General features: G+C 60.5%; 17 protein-coding genes. 5 read left to right on the top strand and 12 right to left on the bottom strand.

Features of this window, described 5'->3' with window-relative positions; genetic code table 11:
- Positions 1-3: 3 nt before the first annotated feature.
- On the bottom strand, positions 4-870 hold the full coding sequence (locus NKH37_RS01425) for an aromatic ring-hydroxylating dioxygenase subunit alpha (RefSeq protein WP_353004445.1): 867 nt from the start codon (positions 868-870) through the stop codon (positions 4-6).
- Between the two features lie 269 nt (positions 871-1,139).
- Between NKH37_RS01425 and NKH37_RS01430 the strand changes: the two genes are divergently transcribed.
- The 5 genes from NKH37_RS01430 (at position 1,140) to NKH37_RS01450 (ending at position 6,649) form a co-directional block, all read left to right on the top strand.
- Positions 1,140-1,862 (top strand): GntR family transcriptional regulator, encoded by a 723-nt coding sequence (locus NKH37_RS01430; RefSeq protein WP_502895861.1) that lies wholly within the window; start codon positions 1,140-1,142, stop codon positions 1,860-1,862.
- Between the two features lie 62 nt (positions 1,863-1,924).
- Complete coding sequence (locus tag NKH37_RS01435) at positions 1,925-3,010, top strand: BMP family ABC transporter substrate-binding protein (protein WP_353004443.1); 1,086 nt, start codon at positions 1,925-1,927, stop codon at positions 3,008-3,010.
- A 96-nt stretch (positions 3,011-3,106) separates the two neighbouring features.
- Positions 3,107-4,654: an ABC transporter ATP-binding protein gene (locus NKH37_RS01440; RefSeq protein ID WP_353004442.1), complete on the top strand. Its 1,548-nt coding sequence runs from the start codon at positions 3,107-3,109 to the stop codon at positions 4,652-4,654.
- Entirely contained in the window at positions 4,638-5,729 is a 1,092-nt protein-coding gene (locus tag NKH37_RS01445) for an ABC transporter permease (protein ID WP_353004440.1), read from the top strand. Before NKH37_RS01440 ends, NKH37_RS01445 begins: the two co-directional genes overlap by 17 nt.
- Entirely contained in the window at positions 5,729-6,649 is a 921-nt protein-coding gene (locus tag NKH37_RS01450; protein ID WP_353004659.1) for an ABC transporter permease, read from the top strand. Before NKH37_RS01445 ends, NKH37_RS01450 begins: the two co-directional genes overlap by 1 nt.
- A gap of 92 nt (positions 6,650-6,741) precedes the next feature.
- Here the strand turns inward: NKH37_RS01450 and glyA are convergent, their stop codons facing one another.
- The 11 genes from glyA to add all read right to left on the bottom strand — a co-directional run bounded on the left by glyA (position 6,742) and on the right by add (position 18,331).
- Positions 6,742-8,013: a serine hydroxymethyltransferase gene (gene glyA / locus NKH37_RS01455; protein ID WP_353004438.1), complete on the bottom strand. Its 1,272-nt coding sequence runs from the start codon at positions 8,011-8,013 to the stop codon at positions 6,742-6,744.
- 57 nt (positions 8,014-8,070) lie between these two features.
- A complete protein-coding gene (locus NKH37_RS01460; RefSeq protein WP_353004437.1) occupies positions 8,071-9,030 on the bottom strand; it encodes a 2-hydroxyacid dehydrogenase in 960 nt (319 codons plus the stop codon).
- 10 nt (positions 9,031-9,040) lie between these two features.
- A complete protein-coding gene (locus NKH37_RS01465; RefSeq protein ID WP_353004436.1) occupies positions 9,041-10,243 on the bottom strand; it encodes an aminotransferase class V-fold PLP-dependent enzyme in 1,203 nt (400 codons plus the stop codon).
- Positions 10,240-11,142 carry a methylenetetrahydrofolate reductase gene (locus NKH37_RS01470; RefSeq protein ID WP_353004434.1) on the bottom strand — a complete coding sequence of 301 codons (903 nt, stop codon included), beginning with the start codon at positions 11,140-11,142 and terminating at the stop codon, positions 10,240-10,242. Before NKH37_RS01470 ends, NKH37_RS01465 begins: the two co-directional genes overlap by 4 nt.
- A gap of 102 nt (positions 11,143-11,244) precedes the next feature.
- Positions 11,245-12,498, bottom strand: a complete 1,254-nt coding sequence (locus tag NKH37_RS01475; RefSeq protein WP_353004432.1) for an aminomethyl transferase family protein — start codon at positions 12,496-12,498, stop codon at positions 11,245-11,247.
- A 66-nt stretch (positions 12,499-12,564) separates the two neighbouring features.
- On the bottom strand, positions 12,565-13,497 hold the full coding sequence (locus NKH37_RS01480) for an ABC transporter permease (RefSeq protein WP_353004430.1): 933 nt from the start codon (positions 13,495-13,497) through the stop codon (positions 12,565-12,567).
- A complete protein-coding gene (locus NKH37_RS01485) occupies positions 13,494-14,561 on the bottom strand; it encodes an ABC transporter permease (RefSeq protein WP_353004428.1) in 1,068 nt (355 codons plus the stop codon). Before NKH37_RS01485 ends, NKH37_RS01480 begins: the two co-directional genes overlap by 4 nt.
- The gene (locus NKH37_RS01490; protein ID WP_353040756.1) at positions 14,558-15,655 is read right to left on the bottom strand and encodes an ABC transporter ATP-binding protein; all 1,098 of its coding nucleotides are present in this window, start codon (positions 15,653-15,655) and stop codon (positions 14,558-14,560) included. Before NKH37_RS01490 ends, NKH37_RS01485 begins: the two co-directional genes overlap by 4 nt.
- Positions 15,583-16,092, bottom strand: a complete 510-nt coding sequence (locus tag NKH37_RS01495; RefSeq protein WP_353040758.1) for an ATP-binding cassette domain-containing protein — start codon at positions 16,090-16,092, stop codon at positions 15,583-15,585. The genes NKH37_RS01490 and NKH37_RS01495 overlap by 73 nt, the downstream gene beginning before the upstream one ends.
- A gap of 72 nt (positions 16,093-16,164) precedes the next feature.
- Positions 16,165-17,190 (bottom strand): BMP family lipoprotein, encoded by a 1,026-nt coding sequence (locus tag NKH37_RS01500; protein ID WP_353004424.1) that lies wholly within the window; start codon positions 17,188-17,190, stop codon positions 16,165-16,167.
- 103 nt (positions 17,191-17,293) lie between these two features.
- Positions 17,294-18,331, bottom strand: coding sequence for an adenosine deaminase (gene add / locus NKH37_RS01505; RefSeq protein ID WP_353004421.1), 1,038 nt, complete (start codon positions 18,329-18,331; stop codon positions 17,294-17,296).
- Between the last annotated feature and the right edge of the window lie 263 nt (positions 18,332-18,594).

An 18,594-nucleotide genomic window follows, 5' to 3' on the forward strand; every position in this document is an offset into this window, starting at 1 on the left:
CCGTTAGGCGTTCGCGGGAATGGCGCCGTATGTAATCGACCGGTCGCGAAGCCACCGGCGGTATGAAACCGACACGGCATCGGCACGGATCGGCGTCTCGGCGCGGGGATCGAGAGGCAGGCGCTTGGGAACCTGATTTTCAAGGATCGGCTTATCCTGCCCGAAAATCAGCTGTGTGAAGGCTCGGACGGTAGCCACGTCGACACCTTCCTTGACGTAGCAGAGGAAGGGATGGGCGACGCAGTTCTCTTCATCTACCGGTTGAACAAAAAGAACAATAACGTCGCGACGATGCGTGACTACCGAATTAGTTTTATAAAGCGCCACCGTGTAAGGGCGGAATACTTTGTAGGTGTATTCGACAATGAATCCACCTTTAGCGGTTGGGAAAGACACAGGCTGAAAGAATTTGCATTCCGTCGCGACTAGTTCATCTTCTGCCGTAAGTTCGACTTTATAGGGTGTTACTTCGGTGTGGGGCTCTTCCCCCAACCATCCGGTATGCAAAAATGGAAAATGGGCCATGTCCAGAAAATTTTCGACCGCGCGTAGTCCTGATACCCTCACAGCGATCGAGCCCGCAGTAACGAGATGTCGATCTGGTTCAGTCGCCTCTGGGATGAACAGGATCTCTCGCTCCGGTGTTCCGAGGCACGCCCATATGTAGCCGTACCGCTGCGTGGAGTGCACCGGTTCGCCGGTATCGTTGCGGACCACCTCAAAGCCGTCTCGCGCTTGCCGACGCACGGTGATGTCCGCGCCTAAAAGGCGCGTATCGAACTGGTCTACGCCAAGCAGGTTTGCCTGGTCTGCCACCACGTGCCAGTCGTTGCGAAGTCCAAAATCACCGACCATGACGACCACCTCCATCAGTCCCACTTCAGAGCGTATCGACAACCAACTCTCACAACATTGGATACCAATTTCTTTTTTTTGCAACCCATATTGAATTTTTTTTTTTGCCAGTCATACTAAAGTTTGTAGCCAGATTGCCATGGAACCGTCGACTCCTTCGCGTGGAAATGAAGTGCGGCTGTTGGTTTCTGGCAAGTATCCGCACACAAAGTGCATGACATACAGGAGAGGCTGACGTGCCAAGCCAGTCACACAAGATTGCGGACATTTTGATCCGAGCGATTATGGACCATCGTCTGGTACCGGGATGTAAGCTTGGTGAGCGTGAACTTGCAGAAATCTTCCAGTGCAGCCGCATTGTTGTACGGCAGGCATTGATCAGGCTGAGCGACGATGACCTCGTCCATATGGAGCGTAACCGGGGTGCCTTCGTCGCCCGCCCGTCAATGCAGGACGCACTAGAGATCTACGATGCCCTAAGTTTGATCGAACAGGGTGTGGCTGCCCAGCTGAGCGAGCGCCTTGGGCCCGCCGGCTGGGCGGAGCTTCGCCAACAGATCGAGCGGCAGCGTCAAGCGACAGTCGATGGCAATCATGCCTTGGCAGACGTACTAGGTCAGGAATTTCATACGCTGGTTCTCCGCCTGAGTAGAAACAGAGTCATGCAGGAGATGCACGCCCAACTTGTGCGGCGAACGACGTTGATACGTTCGTTGGTCACAGCTGACTGGGACTATTGCAATCTGTTGGACGATCACTCGCGTTTGGTCGACTTGCTGGAAAAGGGACGCCTCAAGCAGGCCATGGAATTGACCGATGCGCACTATAGGGCTGTGATTCGGGGCTACGTTATGGACCGGCAGGTGTTTCCTGAATTGAGTCTGCCAGAAGCTCTCCGACCCTATCTTGCGAGAGAGGGCGAGGCAACCGCCAAGCTTTCTGACTCAACGCCTGACAGAAATATTGTGGTCACACAATTGCGGCAGCACGTTCACACGCGCAAATGACTTCGGTGAGACCAGAGCAAGCAACGATCGACTAGCAAGCCAAAACAAGGGGAAGCGCTGAAATGTTTGAAATAGACAGGAGGCAGGTTCTGAAATACACCGGCGCCGCACTAGGCGTTAGTACTTTTGCCAAAATTTCTTTTGCGAACGAGCCGTTGAAGATTGGAGTCGTCTACGTAGATACCGAAGCTGAAATTGGCTGGACAAAGCAACATTCGCTCGCCGTCGATGCGCTAAAGGCTCAGTTTGGCGACATGGTCGCCCTAACGGTGATAGACAACATCTTCATGCCGCAGGACGCCGAGCGTATCTTCCGAGAGCTCGCCAGCGCCGGCAACAAGCTGATCTTCGGTACAAGTTTTTCGCATGGAACGCCGATGCAAAAAGTGGCGCCCCGCTTCCCCCAGGTGGCATTCGAACATTGTTCCGGCATCATGCACTTAGCCAATCTCGGCACATTCGAAGCCAAATATCACGAAGGCACCTTCGTGGCGGGAGCTGCCGCCGGCTATATGTCGAAGGCAGGCAGGATCGGTTTTATTGGCGGCTTTCCTATCCCGGACGTAGTTGGCATGGCCAACGCGCTGCTGCTCGGCGCGCAGAGCGTTAACGCCAATGCCACCTGCAACGCCATCTTCCTCAATTCCTGGTTCGATCCCGGCAAGGAAAAGGAAGCCGCCAAGACGCTGCTTTCACAAGGTTGTGACGTAATATGCTCGACAACCGGAACAGCGACCGGCGTGCAGGTCGCTGGCGAAGGCGGCGCTTGGTCGATCGGCTATGCCAGCGATATGGCGAAGTTCGCGTCGGGCAAACAGCTGACTTCGTTTGTCCTCGACTGGACCAGCGACTATGTCGGCGCGGCCAAGGCTGTCGCCGCCGGCACCTGGAAACCTGAAGTGCGCTGGGATGGACTGGCCGCCGGTGTGGTGAAGATGGCGCCCTACAATGACGGCATGCCGGCCGATACGAAGGCCAAGCTCAAGCAGCTCGAAGCCGATGTCGGCAGCGGCAAGGTGCACCCCTATGCCGGCGAACTGAAAGACCAGGACGGCAACGTCAAGGTTGCCGCCGGTTCGGTTCTCGCCGACGACGGCATTCGCGGCATTAACTGGTTCGTCAAGGGAATGATCGGCAGGTTGAGCTGATCCTCTGCAAGACCCAGGAAGGTGCCGAAGCCGCCGCTTCGGCGCCTCCCTGCCTGATTCCCGTCCAACCTCGCTTCACGCCACGGCAGGACCGCCATGCATCCGCGATTAGAATTGCGCAACGTCTCGAAGCGCTATCCCGGCGTCGTCGCCAATGACGACGTCTCGCTTTCGATCCAGCCCGGCGAGATCCATGCCGTGCTAGGCGAGAACGGCGCCGGCAAGTCGACGCTGATGAAGATCATCTACGGCGCCGCGCAGGCCGATTCCGGCGAGATCTATTGCGACGGCAAGCTTATCGCCGCGCATAATCCGGCGACGTCGCGCGCGCTCGGCATTGAGATGGTCTACCAGCATTTCGCGCTGTTCGAATCCGTTTCGGTCGTCGAAAACATCGCGCTTTCGGCAAGCAGCGCCTTCCACTTGCCCTCCCTCGCCGAGAAGATCCGCGAGCTTTCGCTTCGATACGGCATGCCGATCGATCCCCATCGCCAGGTGCATGACCTCTCGGTCGGCGAGCGCCAGCGCGTGGAGATCGTGCGCTGCCTGCTGCAGGCGCCCAAGCTTCTGATCCTCGACGAGCCGACATCGGTTTTGACGCCACAGGCCGTGGTCAAGCTGTTCGAGACGCTGCGGCAGCTCGCCGCCGAGGGCTGCAGCATCGTCTATATCAGCCACAAGCTCGACGAGGTGCAGGAGCTCTGCGACACCGCAACCGTGCTGCGCAACGGCAAGGTCACTGGCACCGCTCGGCCGAAGGAGACGACGTCGCTCGAGCTCGCCCGCATGATGGTCGGCTCGAAGCTGCCCGAAATGCATGTCAGCCCGCCGACCCCAAGCCAGAAGCCAGTGCTCGAGGTAAATAACCTTTCGGTCAAGGCAAGAGATCATTTCGGCGTGGATCTGAAGGATGTTTCCTTCAAGGTTCATGGCGGGGAAATCGTCGGCCTGGCGGGAGTGTCCGGAAACGGCCAGGCGGAGCTTATCGCCCTGCTCAGCGGCGAGCGCACCCATCACAACAATGACGCGATCGTGATTTGCGGTACTCCTGCGGCTCGCCTTCGTGCCGACGAGCGCCGCAAGCTCGGTCTCGCCTTCGTTCCCGAGGAACGGCTCGGGCGTGGCGCCGTACCCTCGCATACACTGTGGGAAAACACGGTGTTGACCGCCCATCGGTGCGGCACCGTCCGTAAAGGCCTGGTCGACCGGCGCAGGGCCAGCGCTTTCGCAGCCGCCATCATCGACAGATTCAAGGTCAAAGCCAACGGTCCGGGTTCGACGGCACAGAGCCTGTCGGGCGGCAATTTGCAGAAATTCATCGTCGGACGCGAAATCGCGCTCGAGCCGAAGCTGCTGCTTGTTTCCCAGCCGACCTGGGGCGTCGACGTCGGTGCCAGCGCCTTCATCCGCCAGACTATCGTCGATCTCAGCCGCGCCGGTGCGGCGGTGCTCGTGGTCTCCGAAGAACTCGACGAACTGTTCGAGATTTGCGACCGGCTTCTGGTGATCTGCAAAGGCCGGGTGTCACCACCGCTCATACGCAAGACGACCGATCGCGAGGAGATCGGACTGCTGATGACCGGCCGAACGATGAGCAAGGACGAAATGGCAAGTGGGAGGGGCGACGTTGCGCTTCAGGATTGAACAACGGCCGGAGCCTTCGGCTGCGATGCGTGTCGCGGCACCGATTCTGGCGTCGGCATTGACGCTGGTCGTCGGCTCGATCTTCTTTGCCTCGCTCGGACACGATCCGCTGCCGACGCTCTACGCCTTCTTCGTCGAGCCCCTCAGTTCAATGAACGGGCTGTCGGAATGGCTGCTGAAGGCGTCACCACTAATCCTCATCGCCTGCGGGCTAGCGGTCGGCTTCCGCGCCAATGTCTGGAACATCGGCGCCGAGGGCCAATTCACCATGGGCGCGATTGCGGCGAGTGGCGTCGGCCTCTTCTGGCCGAACCCCGACAGCCTGCTGCTGTTGCCGTTGATGTTCGTTGCCGGCATGGGCGCCGGCATGGCGTGGGGCGCAATTCCAGCCTTCCTGCGCGCCCGCATGAACACCAACGAGATCCTGGTCACGCTGATGATGACCTATATCGCCACTCTGTTCCTGTCCTATCTCGTGCATGGGCCGTGGCGTGATCCGGCCGGTTTCAATTATCCGCAGACAGCGCTTCTGCCGACAGCCGCCCTGTTCGAATCCTTCGACCCCGCCTACCGGCTCAACCCTTCGATCTTTATCACCGTCGTTGCCGTGCTCGTGATGTGGCTGTTCACCGACCGCAGCTTCCTTGGCTACAAGATGTCGGTGAGTGGCGCAGCACCGCTTGCCGCCCGCTATGCCGGCTTTCGAGAATCCGCCGCCGTCTGGATCGGACTGCTGGCGGGAGGTGCGGCTGCCGGCATCGCCGGCATGGCGGAGGCCGCCGGGCCGCTCGGCCAGCTCTCGCCGCAGATTTCGCCCGGCTACGGATTCGCGGCCATCATCGTCGCCTTCATCGGACGGTTGCATGCGTTTGGCATCGTTCTCGGCGGGTTGTTGATGTCGCTGCTTTTCCTCGGCGGCGAAGGCGTGCAGATGACGCTGGGCCTGCCCTCGGCACTGACGCGCATCTTCCAGGGCATCCTTCTGTTCTTCCTGCTCGCCGCCGACTTCTTCATTTTCTATCGCGTTCGTCTGGTACGGCCGGCCCGAGACACGCATGCGCTGGAGACTGCATGATGGATCTGTTCATCGCTATCTTTACCGGCACTATCATCGCCGCCACGCCGCTGATATTCGCGGCCCTCGGCGAGCTCGTGGTCGAGAAGTCCGGCGTTCTCAACCTTGGTATTGAAGGCATGATGCTGATGGGTGCGGCATTGGCTTTTGGCGCCGTCACAGCGGGCTATTCGATGCCTGTCGCTATCCTTGCCGGCGCGCTGGCGGGAGCCGCCGCCTCGCTCCTGTTCGGGGTTCTTGCGCTGACCTTCCTCACCAATCAGTATGCGGCCGGACTGGCGCTGGCGATCTTCGGTTCCGGCGTGTCCGCCTTCCTCGGGCGCGGCTTCGGGAGCGAACCGATCGAGGCGCTGCATGGCGTCAACATCCCCATCCTGTCTGAACTGCCGCTGATCGGTCCGCTGCTCTTCCGCTTCGACCCGATGGTCTATCTGGCTCTTGCGATGTTCGCAGCCATTAGCTGGTTTCTCTACCGCACCAAGGCTGGCCTGGTTCTGCGCACGATCGGGGAGTCACCGCAGACGTCGCATGCGATCGGCTATCCGGTGATCAGGATCAGATACATGGCCGTGCTGTTCGGCGGGGCGATGGCCGGCCTGGCGGGCGCCTATTTGTCGGTCGCCTACACGCCGCTCTGGGTCGAGAACATGACCGCCGGCAAGGGCTGGATCGCGCTGGCGCTGGTCGTGTTCGCCACCTGGCGGCCGCTGCGCATCCTGCTTGGCGCCTGGCTGTTCGGCGGCATGACGATCCTACAGCTGCAGGGGCAGGCGCTCGGACTGGAGTTGCCGTCCGAGCTCCTCTCTGCCCTGCCCTATCTGGCCACCATCATCGTGCTGGTGCTGATCTCGCGAAACCGGCAGATGCTGGCGCTGCATTTCCCGGCATCGCTGGCAAAGCCCTTCCGCCCGGCCAGCTGACCGGGAAGTATTCCTTGTTGTAGGGAATGCCGAGCGCCACAGGATGGGTGCGCGAGCGCAGGCCGGCAACGTCCGAGCAGAGCAAAGATGGGTCAACGATGCTTGGCCTCGTAGATCGGGAATGCCTCGCAAAGCTCCTCGACCGACTGCCGAGCTGCCTTCTCCTGTTCGGCGCCCGATTGCGTTCCGACCGAGTCAAGGACATCGGCTATGAGATTGCCGACACGGGCGAACTCGCCTTCTCCGAAACCTCGCGTCGTGGCGGCCGGCGTGCCGAGACGGATGCCGGAGGTGACGGCAGGCGGCGCCGGATCGAAGGGAATGCCGTTCTTATTGCAGGTCAGTCCTGCCCTGCCCAACGCCTCCTCCGCGTCCTTGCCGGACAGGCCCTTGCCGCGCAGGTCGACCAGCAGCAAATGCGTATCGGTTCCGCCGGAGACAATGTCGAACCCGCGCTCGCCCAGCGTTGCGGCCAGCATTCTGGCATTCGCCACCATCTGCCGAGCATAGGTCTTGAACCCGTCCTCCAAGGCTTCACCCAAGGCGACGGCCTTGGCAGCAATAACATGCATCAACGGACCGCCCTGCAGGCCGGGGAACACCGCCGAATTCAGCTTCTTGGCAAGATCCGGATTGTTGGTCAGGATCATGCCGCCGCGTGGGCCACGCAGCGTCTTGTGCGTCGTCGTGGTTACGACATCGGCAAGCTCTACCGGATTGGGATGAACACCGCCGGCGACCAAGCCGGCAAAATGCGCCATATCGACCATCAGCAGCGCGCCGACTGAATCCGCGATTTCACGGAATCGGGTAAAATCGATCGTGCGCGGATAGGCCGAGCCGCCCGCAATAATCAGCTTCGGCCGGTGCTCGAGCGCCTTTGCCTGGACCTCATCGTAGTCGATCAGGCTGGTCTCCTGCCTGACGCCGTACTGGACCGCGTCGAACCATTTGCCGGAGAGCGTGGGCTTAGCGCCATGGGTCAGATGCCCGCCTGCCGACAGCGACAAACCCATCAAGGTGTCGCCGGGCTTCAGCACCGCCATCATAACGGCACCATTGGCCTGTGCCCCGGAGTGAGGTTGCACATTCGCATAGCCGGCACCGAAGAGCTGCATCGCGCGCTCGATCGCCGCCGCTTCCACCAGATCCACGTACTCGCAGCCGCCATAGTAGCGGCGGCCCGGGTAACCTTCAGCATATTTGTTGGTCATCACCGATCCTTGCGCCGCAAGCACGGCCGGCGAAACGATGTTCTCCGACGCGATCAGCTCGATCTCGGATTGCTGTCGGTGCTGTTCAAGACGAATGGCCTTTAGGATCTGCTGGTCGCCCTCGAGGCTTCTTTCGAAAAAATCAGACATGGTATCTCCTCTGCCGCCGCTCGGACGACGATCTCAGTTTTGCGTTCGGGCGTTGCGTCAGGAAACTAGGTCGGGTGGACGGCGTCCCTCGAAAAAGGCGGTCAGGTTCTCGATCACCTTCATGCCCATCGCCACGCGGGTTTCCGAAGTGGCGCTGCCGAGATGCGGCAGCAACACGACGTTCTCCCGTTCGCGCAGCGCTCGCGGCACGTTCGGCTCATGCTCGAACACATCCAGACCAGCTCCAGCAATCTGTCCGTCTTCAAGCGCGGCTATGAGCGCGGCCTCATCAACCACGTCGCCGCGCGCGGTGTTGATCAGGATGGCCGATCTCATCATCAGGCCGAGACGACGCTCATTGACCAGGTGAATGTTTTGGCCGCCGCCTGGGCAGTGCAGCGAAACGAAATCCGCCTCTTCAAAAACCTGATCGACCTTGGATATGCGGAGCGCCGGAAAATCCTGCACATCGCCCGCGAAATCGTCGTGGTAGATCACCTTCATGCCGAAGCCGAAGTGACAACGCCGCGCCACGGCCTGGCCAATGCGGCCCATGCCGATAATGCCTATGGTCTTGCCGGTGACATGCGTGCCACACAGATGCGTGGGCCGCCATCCGGACCATTTGCCGGCACGCAATTCGCGCTCGCCCTCACCGGCGCGGCGGGCACACATCAAAAGCAGGGTAAGTGCAAGGTCGGCGGTCGCGTCGGTCAAAACGCCGGGCGTGTTGGTGACGGCAATCCCCGCGGCTTTCGCCGCTTCGATGTCGATGTGATTGAAGCCGACACCGAAATTGCCGAGAATCTTCGCTCTCGATCCGCCGGCAAACAGGTCGGCGTCGAGCCGGTCGGAAACCGTTGGCAGAACAGCGTCCGCCTGCTCCAACGCGAGCCTCAACCCATTTCGGTTGAGAGGCCGGTCGCTTTCGTTGAACGTCGCGTCGAACCGGCTTGCCAGCTTTGCTTCCACCTCGCGCGGCCAGCGGCGGGTGAGGATCACTTTTGGCTTGCTCATCGGTTTTCCCCTATGCGGCTCGGGTGGCGGTCGCTGGGGAGGAAGCGACCTGCTGGCGATACCATTCCTGTGCCGCCGCGACACCCGAGCCGCTCTCGATCTTTGCCCCGGCATCGCGCAACGACATTTCCGCGGAGGCCAGAGCAGCCAGACACATCACTTCGTTGAGGTCGCCGAGATGCCCGATGCGGAAAACCTTTCCCGCCAGCCGGCTAAGGCCAGTACCAAATGACGTGCGATATCTGGAATAGCCGTTGGCGATCACAGCTCTGGCGTCGACGTCGGCCGGAACCACGATTGCCGAGACTGTATCCGACCACCACTTTTCTTCGGCAGCACATAAATTCAGCCCCCACGCGCGAACACCACGCCTGACGCCTTCAGCCAGGCGCGTATGGCGCGTGAAGACGTTCTCCAGGCCCTCGGCAAACAACAGGTCGAGCGAGGCGCGCATGCCGAGAAGCAGCTGGGTCGGCGGTGTATAAGGAAAATAACCCGTCTTGCTGGCTGCGCCCATGTCCTCGAAGCTGAAATAGCAGCGCGGCATGCGCGAGCCCTTATGCGCTTCCATGGCCTTGGCGCTGACCGCCAGGATGCCGAGACCGGCAGGCAGCATTAGGCCTTTCTGCGATCCGGTGACGGCGAGATCGATGCCCCATTCGTCCATGCGGAAATCGATCGAAGCTATCGAGCTAACACCGTCGACGAAGAGCAGCGCATGGTGGCCGGCAGCGTCAAGGGCACGGCGCACGCCCGCCACATCCGAAGTCACCCCGGTCGCGGTTTCGTTGTGCGTTACGAAGACCGCCTTGATCGCGCCGTGCTTGTCACGCTCCAAGTGAGCGGCGTACGCGTCAATTGGGGCGCCCTCGCCCCATTCGACATCGATGACTTCGAGGTCGAGGCCGAGGCGTTGAGCCATGTCGACCCAGAGATGCGAGAATTGTCCGAAGCGCGACATCAGAACCTTGTCACCGGCATTCAGGGTGTTGGTGATCGCAGCCTCCCAGGCGCCGGTGCCCGAACCCGGGAACATGAAGATCGACGCGCTTGCGGTTTTGAAGACTTTCTTCAAATCCGCGATCAGGGGAAGCGTCAGCTCCGGAAAGTCGGGGGCCCGCATATCCTGCATCGGCACGTTCATCGCGCGACGGACGGCGTCGGGAATGTTGGTGGGGCCTGGCACGAACAGATGTGCGTTTCCGTTTCTCATCGACTTTCTCCTATGTGGTGGGTGGGGTGCACGGCTGTGCTCATCTGATGTTCCGCAACCCAGGCAAGCGTCTTTTCCCAGCCGCCGAAGGGATAGAAATGCAGGTGGAACGATCCCGAGGGTCGATGCGCCTCGATGGCGTGGATAACATCGCCCGGATTCTTGTCGGCTAGTATGTTGAAAAGGCCCGCAGCGGAGCGCCGCAACATTGCGAGCGAAGGTCCGACCCCGCACAGCATGCCGAATTTGATGAGCTTGGCGAGCGAGGTGACGCCAGCAAGTCCGATATGGATCGGCAGGTCCGGATAATTGCGCTGGATTTCTGCTGTCCAAATGCCGATCGCACCGCCATCGAAGGCGAATTGCGAAACCAGCCGCGGCCGTAAACCACGTTCCCCGCAAATCGCGATCTTCTGTGCCAGCGCGGCGGTCAACGCATTTGCGGGGATCACCGGATGGCCTTCCGGGTATCCGCCGATGAAAGCGGTCCGGATCGTGCTGTCGGCAAGCACCGGATGGGAAAGTAGTGCGGCAGCATTGTCGAGCGGCCCTCTCGCGAGAAGCGGATTGCCGCCGACAAGGAGCGCTTCGCTGACCCCATTGCGGCTATGTGCCAAAACGAGGTCCCGGAAATCCCGCTCGGTGGCGAAATGCCTTGCACCGATATGCGGCACCGGGATGAAGCCGGCCTCCAGCAACTGCTTAGCAGCCTCGACCTGCAGGGCTATAGGCTTGCCTTCGAGATGCGTGAGAAAAACTCTCGACCCGTACGGAAAAGAGGAGGCAATGGGCCTGAACCCGGCCACCTGCGCGGGAGCAAGTTCTATCGAGATATCTCGTCGGACTAAGCCGGCTGAGGCTGCCGGCTCAGGCGCCGCGCAGAGTTTGCGTTCAGGCACTTTGGACTCCTTGATTCCTATGCGGCAGCCGTGCGGCCGGCGAAATTGAAAATGCTTCTATTGTCGGGGCGAATGCCTGCGGCTTGCAGGTGCGAACCGCCTTCAGGCCTTGGATCGTTTGATTTCCACGAAAGGAAGGGGAACGATCGTGGCCCTCACCATGTCGAGCACGGCTCCCTCATCGTCTGTCAGCTCGACCTCAATGGTCGAGCCGGCCGATGAAAGCCGTTCTGGAACGAAACCGAAGCTGATCGCCTGCCGAAGTGTCGCGCTATAGGCAAGGCTCGATGCGCGGCCGACCAGCTCGCCGTCCTTGAATGCTCGCATCGAGCCCCAAAAGACGCGCGACAAAGCTGTCCCGCAGGCACTCTTTTCGGCGGCAATCCTCAACAGTTCTCCCGCATCGTAGCGAAGGCCGACAAAGCACCGCTTTGGCTCGTCCGAGGCATTCGCCGCCTTTAATGCGTCACGACCGACGAAGTCACTGTCAAGATTGACCAGACGCCCGAGACCAGCCTCGAATGGCGTGATGTGGCGGTCGTCTGCGGCATCGACGCGCGCCGTGGCCTGGTCGACATCTGCGGCATCGTAGTCGGACGATATCAAGATCAGGCCTGCTTCGATCCGTGCCACTTCGACTGCGTATTCGCCCGCGCAAACGACGCCGAGTAGCTGACCGGCGGTTTGCAAATGCCGCCAGACCGCCACCCCGCCATTTTTTGGAACCCAGAGTTCGAAGCCACGCTCACCGGTGAAACCTTGCCGCGCGACGAAGACATCAACACCGGCCACATTGGCTCGACCGATCTGCGAGAATTTCAGACCGGACCAATCCTGGCCGGTCGCGGCCCCCATAAGGTCAAACGATTTTGGCCCCTGCAACGAAAGAATGCCGTAGTCGTCCGAAGCACTGCGAATCTCGACCTGCAGTCCGTCGGCGTTGCTGGCGAACCATGCGTGGCTGCTTCCGCCCGATATCATGAACCTGTCGGCCGCCAGTCTAAAGACAAGACCGTCGCCGACGATGAGACCATCGTGATTGCACCACGGAGTGTACATGACTTGATTGACTTCAAGCCGGCGCATATCGCGGGTCATCAACCGGTCGATCAGCTCATGGGCGTCGGGTCCACGCACCTCCATTTTCGCAATAGGCGACATGTCTATCATGGCGACCGCGTTGCGGATGGCGGCGAGCTCGCGAGGCATGCTCGTGTAGACATCAGGAACGATGTATTTGTCCCAGGCAAACCACCAGGGCGTTCTCATCTCGCTGCTGGTCGCCGCATGGAACGGTGTCCCGCGAGCGGCGGTTTCGTCAGCTCGAGCTTCTGTAGTCTCGGCAATGTTCAGCATCGTCTGGTCCCTCGTTCTTGGCCCATGTTTTTGGGGGGTGGGAAATCAGAATTCAAAATTGTTGAGCTAGCTTCTTTTGTATGGCACGCCGAGTTGGGCTGGCTGGCTACTACGGAAGCGTACGCCCATCAGAAGCACGACCGATGCGAGGTATGGCAGCGCTAGCAACAACTGACGCGGGACTGGTGTGCCAAGCACCTGCAGGTGCATGGCAAGCGAATCCAGGAAGGCGAAAGCCGTGACCGCAATCAGCACACCCTTCGGTTTCCAATTGCCGGCAATCAGCGCCACCACGATGATCCAACCTCGGCCGGCCGTGAAATCAGCAACGAAGCGGTCGGAAAGACCGAGCATAAGGAAGCCGCCGCCAAGCCCCGTCATGGCGCTGCCGGCCATCACGGCCGCGAACTGGCGGGCAGTCACACTGAGACCCTTGACGTCGAGGGCCTTGGGGTTTTCGCCCAGGCAGCGCAGTTCCAGCCCATAACGACTGCGGTAGAGTAGGAACCAAACCGTGGGCACGGCGAGGAACGCGACATAGGTCAGCAAGCGCTGTGAAAACAATATTGGCCCTAGAAAGGGGATGTCGGAGAGAAAGGGGACTGCGATATCCTGAAAGCTTGCAAACTTGGGCTGCGCCCGTCCCTGGACGTAGCTCTGAAACCAATAGAGGGTCAGACCGCTGGCAAGGAGGTTCAATCCGAGGCCCGCGATGAAATGGTCTACACGCAAAGTCGCGGTCATGAAGGCGATGATCAGGCCCATAAGGGCGCCGGCGAAGATTGCGGCAAGGACCGCAAGCCAGAGCGACCCCGTCCACGTCGCCGCGATGTAGGCGGTGAACGCCCCCATCAACATCGTGCCCTCCACACCCATGTTCCAGATGCCGGCACGTTGTGTGATCAGCTCGCCCATGGCGGAAAACAACAACGGCGTCATGGCGCGGATGGTCGCGGCAAGAATGCTTACGGTGATCGCTTCCTGGAACAGCTGGCTCATTGAACGGCTACCTTCACGACGCGGTAGCGCGCCAGGACGCCTGCGCAAAGAAAGAAGAAAAGGGTGATGCCCTGGATGGCGGGCACTAGTGATCCGGGCACATCGCCCAGCACGCGCATATAGACTGCGCCGCTCGCCAGCCCACCGAAGAACAACCCCGCTAACACCGTTCCGAGTGGCCTGAGACCACCTATCATACCTACGATGATGCCCGTGTAGCCAAGCCCGACGAGATTGTCGGCACGCAGCCGATGCGCCACGCCAAAAAGCTCGATGGCGCCGGCAAGTGCCGCCAACGCGCCGCTCGTCATCAATACGATGAAAACGGTGCGACCGATGTTGACGCCCTTGTGACGCAGCGCAACTGGATTGTAGCCGAGGCCTCGGATCTCAAGGCCAAGCGGTGTTCGGGATATAACAATCGAGCAGATGGTGGCGGCTATAAACGGCAGGATAACGCCTGCATGCAGCACCCTGCTGCCGAAGAGAGCCGGAAGAAAGTGATCGCCAGATAACATCGGCGACTGCTGGTAGGAGACGGTGCCGCCGCTCTCGCCCCAAGGCCCCCCTTCCAGGAGCCAGGACAACAAATAGACTACGAGATAGTTCAGCATCAAGGTCGAGATGATCTCGTTGACGGCGAAACTGTTCCTCAGCATGGCGGCCAGCCATCCAAACAACATTCCCGCCGCCATCCCCGACAACAGTACGGCCGGGAAGAACAGGAGCGGCGGCATCCCCGCCATTAACTGCGCACCGAGATAGCCGCCCATGGCGCCAGCAAACACCTGGCCTTCCTGACCGATGCTGTACAACTGCGCCCGGAAAGCGATCACGGTCGCTAAGCCAGTCAGAATAATCGGCGTCGCTTTGACGAGCGTTGTCGCCAGCGCCTTTGGCGAGCCGACCGCGCCCATGATGAGCGCGTCGAATACCTGGGCGATATCGGCACCGGTCGAGACAAGTAAAAGTGCCACGGCCGCGAGGCCCGCTAGAATGGCCATGGCAAAAGAGGCGGCCGTCCAAAGACTGTTCTGTTCGGATCGCTGCTCGAAGCGGATCATGCCTGGATCCTCTCCAAGCTGTGTGCGGTCTGCAGCCTTTGGCCGGCCATCATGACACCCACTTCGGCAATGGTCGTCTGCTTGGTATCGACCACGCCCATGATCTCCCCCTTGAACATCACGGCGATGCGGTCGGCGAGCCCGAACAGATCGCTCAATTCCTCCGACGCCAGGATGATGGCGAAGCCTTCGGCGCGCTTCCTCAGCAGTTGCGACTGCACATATTCGATGACGCCGACATCGAGCCCTCGTGTCGGCTGGTTGGCGAGCATCAGGCCCGACGCATTCAGGAACTCGCGGGCGATGATGATCTTCTGCGCATTGCCGCCTGACAGCTTGCCGACCGCGACCATTTCGTCGCGCGTGGCGATCTGGTATTCGGCGATCATGTCGCGCGCCAGCCTGGCGATCGCCTTGGCGTTCATCAGCGGGCCGCTGCGGTATTTCGCGTTGCGCTGCCAGCCCAGCACCAGGTTTTCCGCGACATTGAATTCCGGCACCAGACCCTCGCGGAAACGGTCGTCCGGAATGTGGCCGACGCCACGATCCATCAGACAGCGCGGCGTCAGCCCGGCGATCTCCTCGTTCATCAGCCGGATCGAGCCGGCCCGGGATTTGCGCACCCCGCACAATACCTCGAACAGCTCCTTTTGGCCGTTTCCCGCAACCCCTGCTATGCCGAGGATTTCATGGCGCGCGACTGAAAAAGAAACGTCCTTGAGAACGGCCTCGCCCCAGAGACCAACTGCGGTCAGTTTGTTGACCGCGACCACCGTCTCGCCCGGCGTCAGTTCCGGCTTGCTGATCGTGAACGACACGTCACGGCCGACCATCAGCCGGGCGAGTTCGTCCGGAGACGTTTCGGCAGCATTGAGAGTCGCAACGACCTTGCCCTTGCGCAACACCGTGACCCGGTTGGACTGCATGACCTCGATCAGCTTGTGGGTGATGAGGATGATCGACAGGCCGCGGGCGCACATCTTGCCCATGATGTCGAACAGAATGCGCGATTCCCCCGGCGTCAGCACCGCCGTCGGCTCATCGAGGATGAGAATCTGGGCGTCGAGAATAGCGCTTTCAAGATTTCCACCCATTGCTGGCGACCGACCGGCAATTGCCAGACATAGGCGTCGAAATCGATGTCGAGGCCATAGTCATCGCAGATGGCCTTCAACTTCTGCCTGGCTTCGGCCGCGTTGAGCCGCCAACCCGAGCGCTGAGTGCCGACGATGATATTTTCGAGCACGGTGAATTCCGGCACCAACACGAAATGCTGGTGCACCATGCCGATGCCATGGCGGATCGCATCGATCGGCGAGGCGATTTGAACGGGCTTCTCCAGGACCAATATCTGCCCCTTGTCAGGGCGATAGAGGCCGAAGATGCACGATGAGAGTGTCGACTTCCCGGCTCCATTTTCGCCGAACAGGCAGTGGATCTCGCCGGGACGCAGATCGAAGTCGACATCGTCATTGGCGGCAACGCCGGCGAAGCGCTTGGTCAAGCCTTCGACGCGCAAGGCAGTGGACATAATAGGCTCCGAAGGGCTTGGGGGGCGGAAGCGACCACCTCGGCGGCAGTCGCGACCGAACGGTCTGTCGGGTCAGTGTGCTTTCGGATCGGATGGGTCGAGCGGAACCTCGAAGGAACCAGCCATGATCTTGGCCTTCAGCGCTTCGACGTCGCCGCGGACGTCCTGCGGCAATTTGGATTCGAGCTCGCCATAGGGGGCCATCGCCGCGCCGCCGTCCTTCATCGAGACCCACTGCTTGTCGGTGTTGCCGGCATAGGGTTTGCCCTCCGCCTTGTGGGCCCACCAGGCATCGATGATGTGGTTCACGTCAGGATCCCAAAGCGCCATCGCGCTCGACAGTACGGTTGACGGTGAAAGAGAGTGCTGGTCCTGGAGAGCGCCGAAGCAGAGAATCTTGGCTTCCTCACACGGCTTGAAGGTATCCATCAGCTGGAAGATCAAATCGGCGCCGGTGGCGATCTGGGCGGAGGTGTAAGCGGCCGCCTTGGCTGGATCGTACCAGGACTCAATGAAGGCGACGCTGCGCTCGATCTTGGGGTTGACTGCCTTGGCTCCGTCGAAAAAGGCGTTGATCTCGTCGTTGATGTCGTCGGACGGAAATGGGCCGACGGCGCCGAGCTTGTTCGACTTGGTCATCTTGCCGGCTATCGTGCCAAGCAGATAGGCTGGCTCATAGGTACGCTTGTAGACCCAGTATTGGTTGCCGCCCAGCCCCTCATTGCCGGACCCGGCGACGACGAAAAGGATATCGGGAAACTCGTCCTTGAGCTTCTTCACCTGGTCTGAATAGGAGCTGTGGGCCCAGATGATGTCGTACTGACCGCTTTCGGCAAATACCCGCATCGCGTCCCCGGCATCGTCGCCCCAGAGTGGATCGGTGTTTTTCCACGTGATCTCGAGACCGTGCGGCTTCTTCGCCTTCACTCTTTCGAGGGCCTGGATGAGCGTGGCGTCCCAACCACTCTCGAGACCAGCGGACAGGATGACCGCGATGCGAAGCTTGTCGGGCTCGGTGGCCCGAGCAAGCCCGGTGCCGATGGCAATACAGGCGATGGCGAGCACGGACAGAGCCGCTACTCTTGTGAAGAAGGTCATGAACATAGGATTCTGCCTTTTCCCTCTGGGTTGCTTCTGGGTTGGATCCCGATTTGCTTTGTCTTCCGGTCGGCCTCTCCCGAGCGGATTTGACGTCGGTGGTTCACGCGGCGCGCTCCGCTCCGGCTAACAGTTGGTCGATCTCGTTCGACCAAGCGGCACGCCAGTGGCGTTTCGTCGACTCGTCGAGCCAAGCGGCGTCGAGCGAATTGAGAGCAAGGTCAGCGAGTGTCCTGCGGTCGAGCGACATGGTTTCGGCCAGCAGCCGATATTCCTTGGCAAGGTCGGTTTGCAGCATCGGCGGATCGTCGGTGCCGACTACCAGTTTGAGCCCGGCCTCGAACATGATGCGGATCGGATGGTCGACAGCCGTGAGGTCACGCCAATGGGTCAGGATGACGGTCGAGCTCGGGCACACGGTGAAGGCTACGCCCTCGTCGACGCATCGCCTGGCTAGGGCGCGGTCCTCCATGACCCGATAGCCGTGGTCTATGCGCTCTACGCTGAGCAGGTCGAGCGCGTCACGCACATTGGCGGCCGGGCCGCCTTCTCCGGCATGCGAGGTCAGACGCATACCTGCTTTTTTCGCCCGCTCGTAAACCGGCTTGAACGGCGCGGGCGGAAACGGCTCCTCGTCGTAATCAAGCCCAATGCCGATCACCTTTTCCGAGCGGAACGGCAGCACCCGGTCGAGGAATTCAAAAGCACGGTTAACCGTCAGTTCGCGGTTGATGGCCGGGATCAACCGCGAAATCAGGCCGAAATCGGCCTCCGCGTCGTCCATGGCCCTCAGAATGCCGGAAAACATCGTCTGGTAGTTTATGCCTGCGTCCTGATGCACCTGCGGGCTGAAGAAGAACTCGACATAGCGTCCGCCAGCATTGGCGACATGGGCGAGCGCCTCGTAGGCGATCAGGTGGAAATCGTCGGCACTGACGACGGATCGCGCCACGAGGTCGTAGATCTTGAGGAAGTCGACCAGATTGTCGTAGTGGTAAAGCTCCTCGACTTCACCGAAAGGCGGCAAGATGACGCCATTCTTCCGCGCCAGCTTCAGAAAGGTCTCAGCCTTCACCGCTCCCGCGAGATGCAGATGCAGTTCGGCCTTCGGCAAGGCTCGTGCGAATACTTCGAGCGTCATCGGGCCGGTCTCCTCACAAATCGAGCGCAAGCTCGTCCGACACCTCCCTCGGATTTCCGGGATCGTTGCGGACTATCTCAAAGCCGTCTCGCGCTTACCGACGAACGGTGATGTCCACGCCTAGAAGGCGCGCGACGAACTGGTCTACGCCAAGCAGGTTGCCTGGTCTGCCGCCACGTGCCAGTCGTCGCGAAGTCTACAATCATCAGCCATGACAACCCCTCCATGTCGCCCACTTCAGAGCGTATCGACAATCAACGCTC

The organism is Mesorhizobium sp. M1217 (assembly GCF_040318275.1).
In the GTDB taxonomy this organism is placed as follows: Bacteria; Pseudomonadota; Alphaproteobacteria; order Rhizobiales; family Rhizobiaceae; genus Mesorhizobium.

Bases quoted from the DNA above. Each gene is read 5' to 3' on its own strand.
- NKH37_RS01425 (WP_353004445.1), bottom strand. From the start codon at position 870: ATGGAGGTGGTCGTCATGGTCGGTGATTTTGGACTTCGCAACGACTGG.
- NKH37_RS01430 (WP_502895861.1), top strand. From the start codon at position 1,140: ATGGACCATCGTCTGGTACCGGGATGTAAGCTTGGTGAGCGTGAACTT.
- NKH37_RS01435 (WP_353004443.1), top strand. From the start codon at position 1,925: ATGTTTGAAATAGACAGGAGGCAGGTTCTGAAATACACCGGCGCCGCA.
- NKH37_RS01440 (WP_353004442.1), top strand. From the start codon at position 3,107: ATGCATCCGCGATTAGAATTGCGCAACGTCTCGAAGCGCTATCCCGGC.
- NKH37_RS01450 (WP_353004659.1), top strand. From the start codon at position 5,729: ATGGATCTGTTCATCGCTATCTTTACCGGCACTATCATCGCCGCCACG.
- glyA (WP_353004438.1), bottom strand. From the start codon at position 8,013: ATGTCTGATTTTTTCGAAAGAAGCCTCGAGGGCGACCAGCAGATCCTA.
- NKH37_RS01460 (WP_353004437.1), bottom strand. From the start codon at position 9,030: ATGAGCAAGCCAAAAGTGATCCTCACCCGCCGCTGGCCGCGCGAGGTG.
- NKH37_RS01465 (WP_353004436.1), bottom strand. From the start codon at position 10,243: ATGAGAAACGGAAACGCACATCTGTTCGTGCCAGGCCCCACCAACATT.
- NKH37_RS01475 (WP_353004432.1), bottom strand. From the start codon at position 12,498: ATGCTGAACATTGCCGAGACTACAGAAGCTCGAGCTGACGAAACCGCC.
- NKH37_RS01480 (WP_353004430.1), bottom strand. From the start codon at position 13,497: ATGAGCCAGCTGTTCCAGGAAGCGATCACCGTAAGCATTCTTGCCGCG.
- NKH37_RS01485 (WP_353004428.1), bottom strand. From the start codon at position 14,561: ATGATCCGCTTCGAGCAGCGATCCGAACAGAACAGTCTTTGGACGGCC.
- NKH37_RS01490 (WP_353040756.1), bottom strand. From the start codon at position 15,655: ATGGGTGGAAATCTTGAAAGCGCTATTCTCGACGCCCAGATTCTCATC.
- NKH37_RS01495 (WP_353040758.1), bottom strand. From the start codon at position 16,092: ATGTCCACTGCCTTGCGCGTCGAAGGCTTGACCAAGCGCTTCGCCGGC.
- NKH37_RS01500 (WP_353004424.1), bottom strand. From the start codon at position 17,190: ATGACCTTCTTCACAAGAGTAGCGGCTCTGTCCGTGCTCGCCATCGCC.
- add (WP_353004421.1), bottom strand. From the start codon at position 18,331: ATGACGCTCGAAGTATTCGCACGAGCCTTGCCGAAGGCCGAACTGCAT.